Source organism: Streptomyces sp. NPDC048417, assembly GCF_040651615.1.
GTDB lineage: Bacteria > Actinomycetota > Actinomycetes > Streptomycetales > Streptomycetaceae > Streptomyces.
On record NZ_JBEZKI010000046.1, the window covers coordinates 68,425 to 87,202 of the forward strand.

An 18,778-nucleotide genomic window follows, 5' to 3' on the forward strand; every position below is an offset into this window, starting at 1 on the left:
TGGAGCAACCCGCACGGCGAGCAACCACCTCCGCGAGAGCGCGCGCCGGTTCAGGCGCAAAAAGCCGGCCGGCCCACCGACGGGGGAAGATCGGCGGGCCGGCCGTGGTGTTTCCGCAGTGGCTCTAGTGGACGGAGTGCTCCTCCAGCGGGAACGTTCCGCCGACGACGTCCTCGGCGTAGGCACGGGCCGCGTCGCCCATGACCTCGCGCAGGGCCGCGTACTTCTTCACGAACTTCGGCACCCGGCCCGGGGTCAGGCCCAGCATGTCCGTCCAGACCAGGACCTGTGCGTCGGTCTCGGGACCGGCGCCGATGCCGACCGTCGGGATGTGCAGCCCCCGGGTCACCTCGGCCGCCAGCTCCGCCGGGACCAGTTCGAGTACGACCGCGAACGCGCCCGCGTCCTGGACCGACTTGGCGTCGCGCAGCAGCTGCTGGGCCGCCTCCTCGCCGCGGCCCTGCACGCGGTAGCCCATCGCGTTGACGGACTGCGGGGTCAGGCCGATGTGCGCCATCACCGGGATGCCGGACTCGACGAGCAGCCGGATCTGTTCGTGCGAGCGCTCGCCGCCCTCCAGCTTGACCGCGCCGACACCGGCCTCCTTCACCAGCCGGGTCGCCGAGCGCAGCGCCTGCACCGGACCCTCCTGGTAGGAGCCGAAGGGGAGGTCGCCGACGATGAGGGCGCGCTGGGTGCCGCGGACCACGGCCGCCGACAGCATCGTCATCTCGTCCAGGGTGACGGGCACCGTCGACTCGTACCCGAGGTGGCAGTTGCCCGCCGAGTCGCCGACCAGGAGCACCGGGATCCCGGACTCGTCGAAGACGGAGGCGGTCATCGCGTCGTACGCGGTGAGCATGGGCCACTTCTCGCCGCGTTCCTTGGCGAGGGCGATGTCGCGGACCGTGATGCGGCGGGTGCCCTTCCCCCCGTACAGCGTCCTGCTGCCGTCGGAGGGGCTGTTCTGCGCAGGCTGGGCAGCCGAGAGCTGCGTCATGGCAACGGCTCCTTCAAATCATCTCGAGGCACCCTGACGGTGTCCCCGGATCGCTTCCATGGTGGCACTTCGTGCCGTCCTGGGCCAGAGGACCGCCGTGTGATCCATCGGTCACCCTTCTTGCGTAAGGCCTCGGTAAAGGAATTCAGATACGAGACGGTGCCGTATTGGAATGGGCCTACGCTCGTCGTCATGACAACTCCTGCCGACCACGCTCCAATCGGCCCGCGCATACCCGAGGAGGTGCACCGGCGCCGCTGGGCGATCCTCGGCGTGCTCATGTTGAGCCTGCTGATCGTGGTGCTCGACAACTCGATCCTGAACGTCGCCGTCAAGACCATCTCCACGCCGGCCCCGACCGGCCTCGGCGCCACCCAGAGCCAGCTGGAGTGGGCGATCAACGCCTACACCCTGGTCTTCGCGGGCCTGCTGTTCACCGCCGGCCTCATCGGTGACCGGCTCGGCCGCAAGAAGGTGCTGATCGGCGGCCTCGTCGTGTTCGGCCTCGGCTCCGCCCTGGCCGCCGAGTCCGGCTCCCCGGACCAGCTGATCGCTTACCGCGCCCTGATGGCCCTCGGTGCCGCCTTCGTGATGCCCGCCACCCTCGCCGTCCTGATGAACGTCTTCGAACGCCAGGAGCAGCCCAAGGCCATCGGCATCTGGGCCGGCGGCGTCGGCCTCGCCATCGCGATCGGCCCGATCACCGGCGGTGTGCTGCTCGACCACTTCTGGTGGGGCTCGGTCTTCCTCGTGAACGTACCGATCGTGATCGTCGCGCTCGCGCTGATGCTGTGGCTGGTGCCCGACTCGCGCGACCCGCGTCCGGGCCGCCTCGACCCCGTCGGCGTGGTGCTCTCCGTCGTCGGCCTGGTCCTGCTGGTCTACGGCATCATCAAGGGCGGCGAGCTGGCCGACTTCACCGACGCCAAGGTGCTCGCCACCGTCGCCGCCGGCGTCGTGGTCCTCGCCGGCTTCGTGATCTTCGAGATGCGCAGCGACCACCCGTCCCTGGACGTCACCTACTTCAAGAACAAGGTCTTCTCGGCCGCCATGGCCGCCATCGCGCTGGTCTTCTTCGCGCTGATGGGCGTGACCTTCTTCTCCGTCTTCTACACCCAGAGCGTGCGCGGCTACTCGCCGCTGCAGTCCGGTCTGCTGCTGCTCCCGCTGGCCGTCGCCCAGCTGATCTTCGCGCCGCGGGCCCGGCTGGTCGTGGAGCGGATCGGCAACAGGGCCACCACCACCGGAGGCCTGGTGCTGATCGCGGCGATGCTGGGCATGTTCGCCACCTTCGAGGCCGACACCCCGATCTGGCTCCTGGAGGTCGTCTTCTTCCTGATGGGCACCGGCATGGCGCACATCATGACGCCGACCTCGGTCGTCATCATGCAGGCCCTGCCCCGGGAGAAGGCCGGTTCCGCCTCCGCGCTCAGCAACACCTTCCGCCAGGTCGGCGGCGCCCTCGGTATCGCCGTCCTCGGCTCGGTGCTGTCGACGTCGTACCGCAACGGCATCGAGGGCAAGCTCGGCGCGCTGCCGCCCGGGCTGCGCGGGACCGCCGGCGAGTCCATCGAGGCCACGCTGGGCGTCGCCCAGAAGCTCGGCGCGCAGGGCAGGGCCCTGGTCACCCCCGCCAACGACGCCTTCCTGCACGCCATGCACATGACCGCCCTGTGCGGTGTGGGCGTCGCGCTGCTCGGCGCCGTGGTCACGGCCCTCTTCCTGCCCGGCAAGCCGCCGGCCGGTCAGCAGGGCGAGCGGGAACAGGAGTTGGTCGCGGCCACCGAGTGAGCTGACGCACGATAAAGCACGGATCGACGGGGGGAGGCTTGGGCTGCGGGAGAATTCCCGCAGCCAGTGAGAGGACGGTATGACGTGAGGCTTGCCGACAGCCGGCCGCGGTCCGTGGGTCCGGCCCGGGGCCGTCCCCGCAGCGAAGCGGTGGAGAGCGCCATCCTGGAAGGCGTCATGAAGCTCCTGGAGGACGGTGTTCCGCTCGCCGAGCTGTCCATCGAGCGGATCGCCCGGACCGCCGGCGTCGGCAAGGCCACCATCTACCGCCGCTGGAACGGCAAGGAGGAGCTCTTCGTCGACGTCATGCGCGCCGCCGAGCCCCCCGACCCCGAACTCCCCGGCACCTCCATGCGCGACGACCTCGTCGTGATGCTCGAAGCGCTGCGCCAGCGGGGGCTGATGAACCGTTCGTCGGCGATCCTGCACAACGTCTTCGCCCAGATGAAGAGCAGCCCCCGGATCTGGGACGCCTACCACGTCAATGTCGTCAACCCCCGGCGCGAACTCGGCAAGGAGGTGCTGCGCCGCGGCCAGCAGAACGGCGAACTCCGCGCGGACGTCGACATCGAGCTGGCCAACGACATGTTCACCGGCCCGATGCTGCTCCGGGCCATCCTGCGCCCGGACGCGGAGCTCCCCGAGGGCCTGGCCGAACAGATCGTCGACTCGGTACTGGCCGGCCTGCAGCCTGCGAGTTCACCGGAACCGCGGCCGTAAGGGCTGTTGTCGCCGTCGGCGGAATGTGCTCGTTTCGTCACAGTCCACCCTGACCGGGCGGTAACCGGAACCTCTTCGGCCGGTGTCTTCGTCCTCGTCTTCCGTACGGCCGTCATGTGACGGCGGGATCGGAGCCGATCATCCCCTAGGGTCGTATCCCGGGGGACGACGGTGTGCACGGCAGGTTGTGAGGCAGACGGTATGGCTCAGCAGGCGTACATGACGGAGACGGACAACGGCGGCTCGGGGCCCGAGCGTCGGGGAGACCGGTTCCGGCGCCTGGTGAACCGCCTGCTGGCGGGCTGGCGCGACGATCCACGCATCTGGCGCCGGGGCATCGTCCTCGCCGTCATCGCCCTGCTGCTGGCCGGCGTGATGCTGATGCACTCCCGCATCCCCAACGCCGTCGGCAACCTCGGCAGCCTCACCGAGACGTTCCTGCCCTGGCTGGGCCTGCTGATCCCGGTGCTGTTGCTGCTCGGCGTCCTGCGCAAGTCGGCGACCGCGCTCATCGCGGTCCTTCTCCCGGCGATCGTCTGGCTGAACCTGTTCGGCGGGCTGCTCACCGACAAGTCCGGCACCGGCGGCGACTTCACGGTCGCCACACACAACGTGAACGCCGAGAACCCCGACCCGACCGGCACCGCCGAGCGACTCGCCGCGTCCGGTGCCGACGTGGTGGCCCTGGAGGAGCTGAAGGCCTCGGCCGTACCGGCGTACGAGAAGGCGCTGTCGGCGACGTACAAGTACCGCGCGGTCGAGGGCACCGTGGGGCTGTGGAGCAAGTACCGGCTGACCGGGGTGAAGGCCGTCGACATCAAGCTCGGCTGGACGCGCGCGATGCGCGCCACGGTCGCCACGCCGGAGGGGGCCCTCGCGGTCTACGTCGCCCATCTCCCCTCGGTCCGGGTCAAGATGAACGCCGGGTTCACCGCCCGGCAGCGGGACAGGAGCGCCGACGCGCTGGGCGAGGCCATCGTCGACGAGCGTCTGCCGCGGGTGATCCTCCTGGGTGACCTCAACGGCACGATGAACGATCGTTCCCTCAACGGCGTGACCTCGCAGATGCGCTCCACACAGGGCGCCGCGGGCAGCGGGTTCGGGTTCAGCTGGCCGGCCGCGTTCCCGATGGCCCGTATCGACCAGATCATGGTGAGGGGTGTGGAGCCGGAGAGCTCCTGGACCCTGCCGAGGACGGGCAGCGACCACCTCCCCATCGCGGCCCGTGTGAACCTGACCACATCGGGTTCGTAAAGACCCCTGGTCAGGCCGGTGCGATCGCCTTTGTAAGGACAATCAGACACCGCGCTGTAACCTGCCGGAATACTGGGCCTGGGATGCTTTGTTCCGTAGCTGAACTTAAACACGTCCGCACGGAACCCCGCTCCCCGAAAGGCAAAGCCCTCCATGCCCCTGGCCCTGCTCGCTCTGGCCGTCGGCGCTTTTGGTCTCGGCACCACCGAGTTCGTGATGATGGGCCTGCTGCCCGACGTCGCCGACGACCTGCACATATCGATCCCCGCCGCCGGCCACCTGGTCTCGGCGTACGCGCTCGGCGTCGTCATCGGCGCCCCGCTCCTCGCCGCGCTGACCGCGCGCATGCCCCGCCGCACGGTCCTCATCTCCCTGATGGCCCTGTTCGTGGCGGGCAACGCGCTGTCGGCGCTGGCCCCCGGCTACGACTCCCTCCTGGCCGCCCGCTTCCTGAGCGGCCTGCCGCACGGCGCCTTCTTCGGCGTCGGCGCGGTAGTCGCCACCAACCTGGTGGCACCGGAGCGCAAGGCCCGCTCGGTCTCCCTGATGTTCATGGGCCTGACGGTCGCCAACATCGCGGGCGTTCCCGTCGCCACCCTCATGGGCCAGCACCTGGGCTGGCGGGCGACCTTCCTGGGCGTGAGCCTGATCGGCGTCGCAGCGATGGCCGCGGTCGCGCTGCTGATCCGAGGGGCCGACGCCCCGGCCCCGGTCTCCGGCCTGCGCGGCGAACTGACCGCCCTGCGCTCCCTTCCGGTCTGGCTGGCCCTCGCCACGACGGTCGTCGGCTTCGGCGCGCTCTTCTCCGCGTACAGCTACATCACGCCGATGCTGACGGACTCCGCCGGGTACGCCGACTCCGACGTGACCCTCCTGCTGGCGCTCTTCGGCGTCGGTGCCACCGTCGGCAACCTGATCGGCGGCCGCCTCGCCGACCACGCGATGCGCGGCACGCTCTTCGGCGGCCTGGCCTCCATGGTCGCGGTGCTGTTCCTCTTCCCGGTCCTGATGCACGCGCAGTGGAGCGCGGCCCTGGCGGTGACGCTGCTCGGCGTGGCCGCGTTCATCACCGGCTCGCCCCTCCAGCTGATGGTCATGGAACGCGCGGCGGCGGGCCCCTCGCTCGCCTCCTCCGCCAATCAGGCCGCCTTCAACCTGGCCAACGCGGGCGGCGCCTGGATCGGCGGCGTGGCGCTGGCGGCGGGCTTCGGCGTCACCTCCCCGTCACTGGCGGGCGCGGCGCTCGCGGTCCTGGGCCTGGGCGTGGCGAGCGTGGCGTTCGCGGTGGACCGGCGGCGGGATGTCCCCTCGACGGGCCGCGAGCGGGTGGTCGCCTCGCACGTCCCGGAGGCCGCGGAGCCGGTCCACTCCTGACGCACCGACCGGACCTTTCCTGGTGTGCGGCGATTGGCGGATTCGTGCCAGGGGCCTGGAGCAAATCCGTGGTCTGGGCGGCCCGTCCGGAGCCGAGGTGGCACACATCATCCAATTCCCGTATCTCTGCGGGCGGAGGGGCGGAGGGGCGGAGGGGCGGAGGGGCGGAGGGGCGGAGGGGCGGAGGGGCGGAGGGGCGGAGGGGCGGATGAGGTGGCCTTCGGCAGCGGTTCCGAGCGTGCCCCCACCTTGCGACAGCCGCCAAGCCGACCCGGCGTTCACTCCGCAGATCGCTCCGGGGAAGTGCGGCGCGTATCCCCTCATGGCCGCATCCATCACGATCACGGCCCTTCATGGCCTCCCTCAAGTCGGCGTAACGCAAAGGGGCGTGGGGTTCTCCGAAGAGAAGGACCCCACGCCCCTCAGCTCAGCCGCTCAAGCAGCGCAGCGGATCAGTGCTTGCGGTACGACGAGACGTAACCGCCCGCCGGCGAGCCCACGCCCGTGACGTCGTCGTAGCCCTTCACCGCGGACAGGGAGCTGTCCTTGCCGAGGCTGCGGACCGAGGTCAGCAGGCCGTCGGTGGCGTCGACGCTGTTGGCGAAGTCGACTCGGGCCACGGCGAGGCCGGAACCGGTCGGGTTGTCGGTGACGTCGTGGAAGACGCCCTTCTTGCCGTACTTGGCGTAGATCGACGGGTTGGCGAAGCCGAGGGCCTTGCCGCCTGCCGCCTCCTGGGCGAGCGCCTGGACCGCCGCGATGGTCGGCGCCGCCAGCGACGTGCCGCCGATGCGGTACTCGCTGTACTGCTGCGACCCGTCGGGGAAGGTCTGGGTCTGGCCGACCAGGAACCCGGTGTTCGGGTCGGCGATCGCCGAGATGTCCGGGACCACGCGGTTGCCGGAGGCGCTGTTCGCCGTCGCGAGGGAGTTCGGGACGACGCCCTTCTGGTAGTACGGCTCCGCGACCGTCGCGCTGGTGCCGCCGCCCGCGCCCGAGGTGAAGGCACCCGGGAAGGACGTCCAGCTCTTGCCGTCGTTGGACAGGGTCGCCTTCTCGGTGCCCCAGCCGGTCTCCCACAGGTACTTGTCGCCCTTGCCGACGGCGAGCGAGGTACCGCCGACCGCCGTCACCCACGCCGAGTTGGCCGGGGTGTCGACCTGCTTCGTACCGGTGTTGGCGACCTCGTCGCCGTTGTCGCCGGAGGAGAAGTAGAAGCCGATGCCCTGCACCGCGCCCAGCTGGAAGACCTGGTCGTAGGCGGCCGCGAGGTCCGGGGTCTGGTTGGCCTCGATGTCGCCCCAGGAGTTGGAGACGATGTCGGCCAGGTGGCTGTCGACGATCTTGCTGAGCGAGTCCAGCAGGTCGTCGTCGTAGCAGGAGGCGGCGCCCACGTAGGTGACGTCCGCGTCCGGGGCGACCGCGTGCACGGCCTCGACGTCGAGGGTCTCCTCGCCGTACCAGCCGGCCGCCGAGCACTCCTCGGTCTTGGTGTACGTGCCCGGCAGCACCTGGTGCAGCTGGCTGGTCTTCCAGGCCGCGTCGCCGTTCTTCTTGGCGTAGGTGCCGGCGTCGAAGGCGATGGTCGGCGAGGCGTACGCGTCGGTGATCGCGACGCGGACCTTCTTGCCGGTGTACTCGCCGGCGCCGTAGGCGGCCCGCAGCTGCTTGCCGGTGTAGCCCTTGATGGCGTACGGGATCTTCGATCCGTAGGCCGACGGCAGCGTGCTCGCGGTGTTCGAGCCGTAGTACGACGAGAACGGGCCGGCGTTCTTGAACACGCCGTCCGGGGGCGGCAGCGTGTCGTCGTGGGTGGCCTTGTGCGGCGCGCTGTCCAGACCGGTGACGGTCAGGATGGAGCTGCTCACGGCCGCCGGCACCGACGCGGTCTTCACCGGCGCGCGGTAGGTCTTCGAGCCCTTGGCGTAGTTGTGCAGCTGGGTGCCGAACGCCTGCTCGACGGCGGACACGTCACCGGAGACGGCTATGTAGTGCTGGGTGACCTCGGTGACCTTCAGGCCGGACGCGGCCAGCCAGGACTTGACGGCCTTCACCTGGGCCGCGGTGGCGCCGAAGCGGGCCTGCGCCTGCTTGGCGCTGAGGTACTTGCCGTAGAGCGGCGAGCTGGGGTCGGACACCGCCTTCGCGTAGGCCGCGAGGCCGTTGGCGTTCCGGCCGGCCAGGTAGACGCGGGCCTTGACCTGCGCGCTGTCGGAGGTGGCGCCCTTGTCCGCCTTGGCCGTGGCCCAGGTGGGCTTGGTGCCCTTCAGGGTGTCACGGGCCGGGCTGTCCGCGGCGTGGGCCGCGGGTATGCCGAGTGCGAGCGCGCCGGCGATCATCGGCAGTGTCGCTGCCATGCTCACGCTGGCCCGCACCTTGGCACGGTTCGATCTCATACTGCCCCCTGCTATGCGGTTCGACGCATGGAGTGGTCGGTCAGGCGTGATCATCGGGAGGCCGGCGGCGGAACGGCCCGTGAATGGATCACACGATGGACGTCACTCTTACGGTGAACTGTTCATGCCAGGGGAATGAAAAGGCCAAGGAAACCCCAAGTGGGCGTTGATTAGGGGCCTTTGACCGGATTTCGATGCCGTACCAAACGTTACGGATCGATTGCGATTGCCCGTAAGCCCTTGCGGTGCCGTTAAGTCGACAAATCCCCCACCTCGTACGCCGGTTCAGTCGCGCGGCTCGGCGCCTCGCTCCTTCAGCATCTGGGCCATCGTCGTCAACTCCGACTGCTGCGCGTCCACCATGCCCTGGGCGAGGTTCTTCTCCACCGCGACGGTGCACTTGGCCACACACCCCTCGGCCATGTGGATCCCGCCCTTGTGATGGTCCGTCATCAGCTGCAGGTAGAAGATCTCCGCCTGCTTGCCGTTCAGCGTCCCCAGCTTCTTCAGCTCGGTGTTGGTCGCCATGCCCGGCATCAGCGCACCGTCCTTGCCGGAGGCCATGTCGCCCATGCCCATCCAGGTCATCGGCGGATCGGCCGACACCTTCGGCAGCCCCCACAGGTCCAGCCAGCCCAGCAGCATGCCGCGCTGGTTGGCCTGCGTCTGCGCGATGTCGTAGGCGAGGCGCCGTACGTCGGTGTTCTTCGTGCGGTCGCGCACGATGTACGACATCTCGACGGCCTGCTGGTGATGGACCGCCATGTCCCGGGCGAACCCGGCGTCCGCCGAGTCGGCGCTCGGGACCGCGCTGCCGCCGTCGTTGTCGTCCTCGCCCGCGACCGCGTAGGTGATCGCGCCGGCCGCGACCAGCACCGCCACCGCGGAACCCGCGATGAGCACCGACCGCATCACTGGCCCTTACCGCCCGTGCACGCGGCGCCCGGCTCGGGCGTCTGCTTGCCCTGCACGAACTCCTCGAAGAACTTGCCCACGTTCGGGTCGTCGGCCCCGGTCACGGTGCGCTGGTGCGCCCACGCCGTCATCATGATCGGGTCCTTCTGCTTGTCGTCCGGGCTCATCAGCGTGTACGGCGTCTGCTTGACCTTCGCCGCGAGCGCGTCGACGTCGGCCTTCTTCGCCTTGCTGTTGTACGTCACCCAGACCGCGCCGTGCTCCAGCGAGTGCACGGCGTTCATGTCGTCGAGCGCCGTGGTGTAGACGTCGCCGTTGCAGTTCTGCCAGACCGGGTTGTGGTTCCCGCCCACCGGGGGCTCGGTCGGGTAGTGCACGGTCGTCGTCACGTGCGTCCGGCCCAGCGTGCCCTTCCAGGTGTTCACCCCGTCCTTGCCGGTCACGAAGTGCCCCGAGGTCTTCGCGTCGGCCGCCGCGGAGTCGTCACCGGACTTGTTCTTCACCAGCACCACACCGCCGACCACGAGGCCGGCGACGACCACCACGCTCGCGGCGATCGTGAGGATCCGGCCGCGACGCTCACGCGCCTGCTCGGCGCGCCGCATCTCCTCTATGCGCGCCTTGCGCTCGGCACTGTTGCTCTTCTTCGCGGAACCCATGGGATGTGTCCTTCTGGGGGAAAGGGGCGTGGAAGGTGGGGCCCGCTGATCGTAATGGGGGGGATGGGACCGGTCGTAGGGAGGACACAGGAAAGACCTGGAAATGCCGGTGATTCGACAGGAAACCGATAATCGGAACGCGAGGGCGCGGAGGGGTGCGGTCCGCGTCGGGTGGCCCGTGCCGGGTGCCGGGTGTCGGGGCCCGGATGGGTTTGCATCTGATATTCATGCCCATGGGCCGGGTGTGACGTGCGTCGAAACGGGATCGGCCATTACGGATGTCGGTGCGAGCAGGCAAGATGGGCCCAGGGCGGTACACCTGCCGTACGGGAGCCGTTCAGGCCGAGGACGCCGGGGCGATCATGGTCCGCAACGCGCATGAAATGCTGTTGTGGTGTGATGCTCAGGTGCCCGACCGCCTCCTGTGGGACCGGGAGCAGGCGGCCTGACCAGCAAGGATGGGGAAGCGGAAGATGGACAAGCAGCAGGAGTTCGTGCTCCGGACCTTGGAGGAGCGGGACATCCGGTTCGTACGCCTGTGGTTCACGGACGTGCTGGGCTTCCTCAAGTCCGTCGCCGTGGCCCCGGCCGAGTTGGAACAGGCCTTCGACGAGGGCATCGGCTTCGACGGCTCCGCGATCGAGGGCTTCGCCCGGGTCTACGAGTCCGACATGATCGCCAAGCCGGACCCGTCCACCTTCCAGGTCCTCCCGTGGCGCGCGGAGACCCCCGGCACGGCCCGCATGTTCTGCGACATCCTGATGCCGGACGGCTCGCCGTCCTTCGCGGACCCGCGTTATGTCCTCAAGCGTGCCCTGGCCCGCACCTCCGACCTGGGCTTCACCTTCTACACCCACCCGGAGATCGAGTTCTTCCTCCTGAAGGACCGCCCGCTGGACGGCTCCCGCCCCACCCCGGCCGACAACTCCGGCTACTTCGACCACACCCCCACCAACGTCGGCATGGACTTCCGCCGCCAGGCGATCACCATGCTGGAGTCGATGGGCATCTCGGTCGAGTTCTCCCACCACGAGGGCGCCCCCGGCCAGCAGGAGATCGACCTCCGCTACGCCGACGCGCTCTCCACGGCGGACAACATCATGACGTTCCGCCTGGTCATGAAGCAGGTGGCGCTGGAGCAGGGCGTGCAGGCGACCTTCATGCCGAAGCCCTTCTCCGAGCACCCCGGCTCGGGCATGCACACCCACCTCTCGCTCTTCGAGGGCGACCGGAACGCGTTCTACGAGTCGGGCGCCGAATTCCAGCTCTCCAAGGTCGGCCGCTCCTTCATCGCGGGCCTGCTGAAGCACGCCGCGGAGATCTCGGCGGTCACCAACCAGTGGGTGAACTCCTACAAGCGCATCTGGGGCGGCTCCGAGCGCACCGCCGGCGCCGGCGGCGAGGCCCCCTCCTACATCTGCTGGGGCCACAACAACCGCAGCGCGCTGGTCCGGGTCCCGATGTACAAGCCCGGCAAGACGGGCTCGGCGCGTGTCGAGGTCCGCTCCATCGACTCCGGAGCCAACCCGTACCTGGCCTACGCCCTCCTGCTGGCGGCCGGCCTCAAGGGCATCGAGGAGGGCTACGAGCTTCCGCCGGGCGCCGAGGACGACGTCTGGGCCCTCTCCGACGCGGAACGCCGTGCGATGGGCATCGAGCCCCTCCCGCAGAACCTCGGCGAGGCCCTCACCCTGATGGAACGCAGCGACCTGGTCGCCGAAACCCTCGGCGAGCACGTCTTCGACTTCTTCCTGCGCAACAAGCGCCAGGAGTGGTACGAGTACCGCTCCGAGGTCACCGCCTTCGAGCTGCGGAAGAACCTGCCGGTGCTGTAAGGGCGGGTCACCGCCTGGCCCGAGCCGATGTCGAACGGCCCCCGTGTGCTCTCGCGGCCACGGGGGCCGTCACCCGTTCGGCGGGTTCGGGCCGGGATGTTCGAATTGACACCGGGTTGCCGGGGCCCCGTACTGAACACGAGGGACTTCTGGCCAGTTTCCCTGTGGGGGATTCCACCAACCGTGATCCATCCCGCCTTCAGGGAGGCACCGTGACGGTGCAGCAACAACAGTCCGCGATCCCGACGATCCTGGTGTACGAGGAGGACCCCGGATCCTTCGGGCACGTCAACATGCCCGTGCCGCATGCCGTTCCCCAACTCGACACCCAGCCCTTCCCCGCCGCCATCGCCGAGACCGCGCCGCAGCCGGACAGTGCGGGACCGGGCACCGAGGCGTTCCGCTACTGGGTCGCGGCCGACGCGCTCAGCAGCGCCTGCCAGACCTGGGGCCCGCTCGTGCCGACCGGCACGCACTGGCACCCGATGGTCGGCCGCGCCCTCACCGCCCATCTCGACGCCGGCAACGACCTCAACGCCTTCTACGACCGCAAGGGCCTGTGGTTCTTCCGCCGCACGGTGGCCGGCGTCACCGTCGCCTCGTGCGAGAGCGGCGACGTCGTCAGGCACGAGGCCGGACACGCGGTCCTCGACGCCCTGCGCCCCCAGCTGTTCAGCGCGTCGAGCGCGGAGGCGGCCTCCCTGCACGAGGCGTTCGGCGACATCAGCGCGCTGGTGTCGGCACTGCGGCAGGAGTCGCTGCGCAGCTCCGTCCTGGCCGAGACCCAGGGCGACCTCGAAGTGTCCTCGCGGGTGTCCCGGATGGCCGAGCAACTGGGCTGGGCCATCCGCCAGGGCCACCCGGGCGCGGTCGACCCCGACTGCCTGCGGAACATGTCGAACAGCTTCTTCTACCGCGACCCGGTGCTGCTGCCGCCGAGCGGCCCCGCGAACATGCTGTCCAGCGAGCCGCACTCGTTCTCCCGGGTGTTCAGCGGCGCTTTCCTGAAATGCGTCGCCGGGATCTTCCGGCAGCAGGACCTGCGGGACCAGGCCGGTCTGGGTCTCGCGGCCGAGATCGCCGGGCAGCTGCTGGTGGACGCCGTCGTCGCCGCGCCCGTGGTGTCCGCCTACTACGCGCAGGTCGCCGGCCACATGATCGCCGCCGACCAGCGCCGCAACGGCGGCCGCTACGGCCCGTTCCTGCGCTCGGCGTTCGTCCGGCACGGCATCCTCTCCCTGGAGGCCGCCACGTCGATCACCGAGTCGGAGGTGTCGCGCAGGGGCGTCGGCATGGCCGAGATGACCCCGGGCGGCGGTGACGAGGAGGGGCTGATGCCCGTCACGGTCCAAGGGACGACGTACGGCCTGAACCAGCCGATCACCCTGTCCGCCCCGGCGGAGGAACGACGGTTCGGCATCGCGGCCTCCGACCCCGCCGGCGGCTCACTGCGGCCCGCCGACCCCGACCGGGTCGCCACGTCGTTCCTCGAGGACCTCTTCCGGCGCGGCCGCGTCGATGTCCCGGAGGAGCACCGCACCGCCTCGGCGTTCGTCGACAACAGCCCGTCGCGGATCAAGACCCACGAGATCGCCCGGAGCTCGACCGGCGAGGGCCTCGCCCTGGTCCGGCGCTGCTTCGACTGATCCACCGGAAGAGCTTCGGCGTCAGCCGAAGAAGCGCAGACGGCGGGCGGTCAGCCGCCCGTCGTCCTCGCGCCTGATGACATGCGTCGTACGCGTCGTCGGCTCCTCGCCCTCGAACACCGCCTCGCCTCGCGCCAGCAGGTCATTGACGAACTTCTCGGCCGCGACCCGCTCCGCCTCCCCGTCCGGCTCCTCACCGCCGAGCACGCCCGGCTCCTCACCGCCGAGGACGCCCGGCTCTTCACCGCCGAGGACGCCCGGCTCTTCACCGCCGAGGACGCCCGGCTCTTCACCGCCGAGGACGCCCGGCTCCGCGCCGGCCCGCACGCCGTCACCGGTGGTGTCCACCGGTCCTCGCAGGCCGACCGTGAACCCCGCCCGCCGCAGCGCCTCGGCGCCCCGCGCGGTCACCAGGGCGAGCGCGAGCCGCTCGGAGACGACCTCCACGACGACGGCCTCGGTCGCGTCCACGGCCGAATCCAGCTCCGGGCCGTCCGGGCCGGCGGGCGACTCGATCCGGGACCGGAGCACCGGACGGTCCTCCGTGGCGGCCCGGGTGAACACCGGGTGGGCCGCCGTACGCATCCCCGCCTCCCGCGCGAACGCGCGCTCGCGGGCGTCCTCGCCCACGAAGACACAGTCGTCGGCCGTCCCACCGGCGCTCGCGACGGCCCGGTCGAAGATGGCGCGGCTGTCCTTCGCGCCCCAGTGCACGAGGGCCACGTCGGTGAAACGGCCCGGGAACGCCTCGTGCAGCGCGGCCGCCACCCGTTCGGCGTCACCTTCGTGCGTCCCGGGGTTGGAGACGATGCCCTTGCGCAGCTCGCCGAGGTCGTCGAGCACGGCCAGGACACGCGGCAGGGGACGGAGCGCCAAGGAGCCGTCGGGGTTCAGTCGGGGTTCCGCCAGGGTCGCCCCGATGTCGAAGAAGATCACAGGCATGGGAAGTGCCTCCCCACGGCGGACGCCCTCGAGTCGCAACCGCCCCGGAGAGGGCCCCACATTCACCCGGGGCGGCTACGGACCGACGTACGCCGGTGACACCGCCGAGACGCTGATCCGGTGTGGCTTTCCCGTGCCGTTCGCCGGGATCTCGTACAGGTCCGCCCCGTAGTCGCCCGGCATCGCGTAGACGATCGTGCGGTCGTCCCTCCATACCGCCTGGTCGTCCACGCTGCGGGGCTCCGCCAGCGGGGTTTCGCGCATCGTGCGCAGGTTCAGGACGTACAGCTGCCAAGGGGCGTCCTTCGGGAGGCCCCTGACCCGCTTCTTGTACGCGATGCGGGTGCCGTCGGGGGAGAGGGACGGGCATTCGACGTTCGTGTGGAGCGTGGTGACCGTGTGGGTGCGCAGGTCGCCTCGGACCAGGTAGGTCGAGCCTTTGGTCGCCAGCGTCGCGTAGAACGTGCGGTCGTCCGGAGCGAACGTCACGCCCCAGAAGTTGCTGTCCGCCGAGTGGTAGGCGTGGCCGTCCCGCAGGACGCGGAACGCCTCCAGGGACGGGATCAGCGCGCCGGTGCGGGTGTCGACGATCGCCGTACGCGTGGAGAAGTTCGTGCCCGCGTACGAGTCGCCGCCCACGAACGCCGTCCAGGCCGCGTAGTGGCCGGTGGGGGAGACCCGGGCGCGGGACGGGATGCCCGGGACGTCGTAGCGGGCGCGCGTGCGCAGCTTCGCGTCCAGGATCAACGCGCGGTAGGTGTCCGAGACCGGGCCGTGGACCGCCTGGAGGCAGACTCCCGTGCCTGCGGCGGCGTAGAAACGGAGGCACTTCACACCCGACGCGGTGCGCGGGGCGGCCGGGTCGGTCGCCGGGACCGTGGTCAGCTCGTCCCGGTGCGGGCCCCATGCCATGTTGCGGAAGACCATGCGGCCGGGGGTGGTCAGGGTGACCGTCCCCGCGGTGACCTTCGGGCCGCCCGCCTGGGTCTGGTCGCGGCGCTCCGCCCGCGCCGACGCGTGCAGCACGGACGCCAGGGCTATGGCCGCCAGGACCGTCAGCGCCGAGAGGAGGATCAGGATGCGGGACCTCAGGGTCATCGATGTCGGCGCGGTCATACGGCGGCCTTCCTGAAGGGGCGCAGGGACACGGCGTACGCGGCGCAGGCGGCGAGGGCGGCCGTGGCCAGCAGCAGCGCCGTACGGTCGCCCCACAGCGTCCAAGCCGCCCCGAACGCAAGTGAGCAGGCGAAACGCGCCCCCGCCTGGCCCGTCTGGACCAGTGCCAGGCCCGACGAGCGCAGCGCCTGCGGGACGCTGTCCGACGCGGCCGCCATCAGGACACCGTCGGTCGCCGCGTAGAAGGTGCCGTGCAGGGCGAGGACCGCATAGGGCAGGGCCGTGCCGTGCCAGGACGTGAGCAGCAGGGCGTAGGCCAGCAGCAGCGCTCCGTGGCCCGCCAGGAACACCCGCCAGCGGCCCCAGCGGTCCGCCAGCCGGCCCAGGGGGACGGCCAGGAGAAGGAACGCGGCCGCCGTGCCCAGGGGGAGCAGCGCGAACCAGCGGTCCGGGACGCCGAGCCGGCGTTGCAGCAGCAGGTAGACGAAGGAGTCGCTCACCGTCGCCAGGCCGAGGAGCAGGGCGCACACCGTGATCCGGCGCAGGTCGCGGTGGGTGAGGAGGGCGAGCGCCGCCCGCAGGGTGGGGCGCGTGCCGGAAGGAGCAGCTTCGGTACGGTCTCGGGGCACGAACAGCACCAGGACCAGCACCCCGACCACCGCCACGCAGAAGCTCACCGTGAACACCGCGTCGTAGCCGTCCACCGTCGCCCGCAGGATCAGGAACGCCGCCAGGGGGCCGAGCAGGGCGCCCGCCGTGTCCATCGCCCGGTGCACGCCGAAGGCGCGGCCCCGGGTCTCCGGGGTGCTGGAGAGGGAGATCAGGGCGTCGCGCGGAGCCGTGCGCAGGCCCTTGCCGGTGCGGTCCGCCGCGAGGACCAGGCCGATGGGGGTCAGGGTGTGGGCGATCAGCAGCAGGGGCTTGCACAGCGCCGAGAGCGCGTAGCCCGCCCCTGCCACCCACTTGTGCCGGCCGCCGCCGCGGTCGGCGAGGTGGCCGCCGACCAGGCGTACGACCGCCGAGAAGCCGTTGTAGACGCCGTCCAGGAGGCCGAAGCCCAGCGGGGACAGGCCCAGGCCCGTCACCAGGTACAGCGGCAGGACCGCTGTCACCATCTCGGAGGACACGTCCGTGATCAGGCTGACCGTGCCGAGGGCGAGGACGGTGGGGGCGACCGCGGTGCGGTACCGCCCGGCTGTCACCGGCCGGGCGGTACCTTCCGCGGACGCCGCCGGAGTGCTCGCGCGGCTGTCCGCTACATACACGTCAGGACGCCCAGATCCCGGTGATGTCGTCGGCCGAGGCCGCGTTGCCCGCGTGCGCGCTCAGGCCTTGGCCGTCCTCCAGGGTGCGCAGCAGGTCGTAGTGGTTGTAGGTGGTGGAGGAGGTCGATCCCGCCTTGACCGGCTGGCCGTACAGGACCGTCGGGATGCGGTTGCCGGCCAGGCGGTTGTCCTCGTCCATGGTGACGACGAGGAGGCTGTTGTGCGTCTTGGCCCAGGTCGCGTACGCGCCGAGGTTGTTCTTCAACCAGGTGTCACCGGTGGACACCGAGCAGTCGTGCATGTCGCTGCACAGGTTGGGGGTCACGAAGGAGAGCTGGGGGAGGGTGGTGTAGTCGGTGGGGAACTGGGTGAACGTCTTCGCGGTCGACGTCGGTACGTTGCTGAAGCCGAACCACGGGTTGTGCTTGCGCGCGTAGTTTCCGCTGCTGCACGTGGTCGAGCCCTGGCTGGGCAGGGTCTCGTTGTAGCTGGCCCAGGTGCGGCCGGCCGCGAGCTGCTCGGAGGCCAGGTTCGCCGCCGAGGAGAAGCCCGCGGTGTAGCAGCTGTCGTCGGTGATGCCCTGGGTGGCGCCGGAGAACAGGGCGAAGTAGTTGGGCTGGCTCGGGTGGGTCTCGGCGTACATCTGGGTCAGGTTGGCGCCGCCGGTCGCCAGCGAGTTGATGTACGGGGCGCTGGAGGAGCCGATGACCTGGCTGTAGGCGTGGTTCTCGAAGACCACGACGATCACGTGGTCCGGGGTCGGTACGGCACTCGCGGCCTGCGCGGACGTGCCGCCGAGCCCGGTCCACAGGCCGATCGCGGCCGCGGTGAAGGCGGTGGCGGAGGCCACCGCCGTACGGGCTCGGCGCAGCATCGCCGAACGTGCGGAACTGCCGGACACATCAACCTCCGGTGCTGGGGAAGGGAGCGGCTGGTGGCGGTGCGGACAGAGCATGCACACGCCAATAATCCACCGTCCCACCGCGCCCGGCCAGACGGATGAAGAGCGGGTGAACTGCTCCCGCAGGACGCCTGGTGCCGCAACAGGCAACGTTCGCCCCGTCGCGACGCCCGACACGCCGTCGGGTAGTTCCGCAGCCAGCCGCGATCGACGAGTCTGACCAGTCTCCCGCGCAGCGGTTCCAGCTTGGCCCGCACACTGACGTCGATTCCCAGCGTCACCGGCCTGCCGGGCCATGACCGGTCCGGCGGCCTGCCGCACGGCGGCGAGAATGCGCTGGTAGTCCGGCGGGAGTGCTCTCCTCCACGCCTGACGTGCGGTGCGGGATCAGCATCACCGCTCGTCCGCCCACCTGCCCGGGCGCCGGCGTGACCGATGCCCGTTCGTTGGCGAGCTGTTCGCTCACCCGTTCGAGGACGCGTTCGGCGACGGCGAGTTCGTTCCGCTCTGCCCGTACCTCCGCCAACTGCTTGGCCAGCTGTTCTTCGAGAGAGCGGGCAGGGCGGCGGACAGTTCGGAGTATGTGGTCTGACCGCGGCGTAGGAACTCGCGGACTACCAGCGGCGTCCACCGACCACCCAGCGCGGCGAGGGTGATGTCAACAGGGCACCGCGGTTCGTGGCCAGGCGGAACGAGGGCGCTGTCCGGGCAGTCCGCCAGCGGGCCGTCCTGATCACCCGTCGGTGCGTGTCCAACGGTTTGGTGCGTCACGAAAACCGTGAGCCGTCGGTCGGCCGATGGGCGGGGCGGATCAGTTGCGCGCGCCGGCCGGTGGGCCGACGACGGTGGTGAGCTGGAGTTTGGTCTCGTCCTCACTGCCCGGCGCGGCGGTCATGATGACAATCTTGAGCTCCGTGTCGCCGTCGGTCAGGACATCGCAGTCCACCGTGACCGGGCCCACCGA

At 70.3% G+C, this 18,778-nt stretch carries 14 protein-coding genes and 1 pseudogene; 6 read left to right on the forward strand and 9 right to left on the reverse strand.

The genetic code is table 11. The features are described from left to right. Positions 1-124: 124 nt before the first annotated feature. Positions 125-1,000 carry a 3-methyl-2-oxobutanoate hydroxymethyltransferase gene (gene panB / locus AB0D59_RS46280; protein WP_362577802.1) on the reverse strand — a complete coding sequence of 292 codons (876 nt, stop codon included), beginning with the start codon at positions 998-1,000 and terminating at the stop codon, positions 125-127. Positions 1,001-1,192: 192 nt separating this feature from the next. Between panB and AB0D59_RS46285 the strand changes: the two genes are divergently transcribed. From AB0D59_RS46285 to AB0D59_RS46300, 4 genes are all read left to right on the forward strand, one after another. Further along, positions 1,193-2,791: an MFS transporter gene (locus AB0D59_RS46285; RefSeq protein WP_362577804.1), complete on the forward strand. Its 1,599-nt coding sequence runs from the start codon at positions 1,193-1,195 to the stop codon at positions 2,789-2,791. 84 nt (positions 2,792-2,875) lie between these two features. Next, positions 2,876-3,511, forward strand: coding sequence for a TetR/AcrR family transcriptional regulator (locus AB0D59_RS46290; protein WP_362577806.1), 636 nt, complete (start codon positions 2,876-2,878; stop codon positions 3,509-3,511). Between the two features lie 201 nt (positions 3,512-3,712). Next, complete coding sequence (locus tag AB0D59_RS46295; RefSeq protein ID WP_362577808.1) at positions 3,713-4,765, forward strand: endonuclease/exonuclease/phosphatase family protein; 1,053 nt, start codon at positions 3,713-3,715, stop codon at positions 4,763-4,765. A 153-nt stretch (positions 4,766-4,918) separates the two neighbouring features. Further along, positions 4,919-6,139, forward strand: coding sequence for an MFS transporter (locus tag AB0D59_RS46300; protein ID WP_362577810.1), 1,221 nt, complete (start codon positions 4,919-4,921; stop codon positions 6,137-6,139). A gap of 452 nt (positions 6,140-6,591) precedes the next feature. Here AB0D59_RS46300 and AB0D59_RS46305 read toward each other — a convergent pair whose 3' ends face one another. The 3 genes from AB0D59_RS46305 to AB0D59_RS46315 all read right to left on the reverse strand — a co-directional run bounded on the left by AB0D59_RS46305 (position 6,592) and on the right by AB0D59_RS46315 (position 10,109). Then, a complete protein-coding gene (locus AB0D59_RS46305; RefSeq protein WP_362577837.1) occupies positions 6,592-8,496 on the reverse strand; it encodes a S53 family peptidase in 1,905 nt (634 codons plus the stop codon). Positions 8,497-8,820: 324 nt separating this feature from the next. Next, entirely contained in the window at positions 8,821-9,447 is a 627-nt protein-coding gene (locus AB0D59_RS46310; RefSeq protein WP_362577812.1) for a DUF305 domain-containing protein, read from the reverse strand. Beyond that, positions 9,447-10,109 (reverse strand): DUF3105 domain-containing protein, encoded by a 663-nt coding sequence (locus AB0D59_RS46315; RefSeq protein WP_362577813.1) that lies wholly within the window; start codon positions 10,107-10,109, stop codon positions 9,447-9,449. Before AB0D59_RS46315 ends, AB0D59_RS46310 begins: the two co-directional genes overlap by 1 nt. A 473-nt stretch (positions 10,110-10,582) precedes the next feature. On the opposite strand from AB0D59_RS46315, the gene glnA reads away from it, so the two are divergent. Both glnA and AB0D59_RS46325 read left to right on the forward strand, forming a co-directional pair. Beyond that, positions 10,583-11,944 (forward strand): type I glutamate--ammonia ligase, encoded by a 1,362-nt coding sequence (glnA, locus tag AB0D59_RS46320; protein WP_362577815.1) that lies wholly within the window; start codon positions 10,583-10,585, stop codon positions 11,942-11,944. A gap of 212 nt (positions 11,945-12,156) precedes the next feature. Continuing rightward, positions 12,157-13,590 (forward strand): hypothetical protein, encoded by a 1,434-nt coding sequence (locus AB0D59_RS46325; protein ID WP_362577817.1) that lies wholly within the window; start codon positions 12,157-12,159, stop codon positions 13,588-13,590. A gap of 21 nt (positions 13,591-13,611) precedes the next feature. Here AB0D59_RS46325 and AB0D59_RS46330 read toward each other — a convergent pair whose 3' ends face one another. The 5 genes and pseudogenes from AB0D59_RS46330 to AB0D59_RS46350 all read right to left on the reverse strand — a co-directional run. Next, positions 13,612-14,532: an HAD family hydrolase gene (locus tag AB0D59_RS46330; RefSeq protein WP_362577819.1), complete on the reverse strand. Its 921-nt coding sequence runs from the start codon at positions 14,530-14,532 to the stop codon at positions 13,612-13,614. A 75-nt stretch (positions 14,533-14,607) separates the two neighbouring features. Continuing rightward, on the reverse strand, positions 14,608-15,630 hold the full coding sequence (locus AB0D59_RS46335) for a TolB-like translocation protein (protein ID WP_362577839.1): 1,023 nt from the start codon (positions 15,628-15,630) through the stop codon (positions 14,608-14,610). Between the two features lie 14 nt (positions 15,631-15,644). Next, the gene (locus AB0D59_RS46340) at positions 15,645-16,913 is read right to left on the reverse strand and encodes an MFS transporter (RefSeq protein ID WP_362577821.1); all 1,269 of its coding nucleotides are present in this window, start codon (positions 16,911-16,913) and stop codon (positions 15,645-15,647) included. A gap of 1 nt (position 16,914) precedes the next feature. After that, the gene (locus AB0D59_RS46345; RefSeq protein ID WP_362577841.1) at positions 16,915-17,787 is read right to left on the reverse strand and encodes an alkaline phosphatase family protein; all 873 of its coding nucleotides are present in this window, start codon (positions 17,785-17,787) and stop codon (positions 16,915-16,917) included. Between the two features lie 838 nt (positions 17,788-18,625). Continuing rightward, positions 18,626-18,778, reverse strand: a pseudogene (locus AB0D59_RS46350) (transcriptional regulator); the annotation flags it as partial.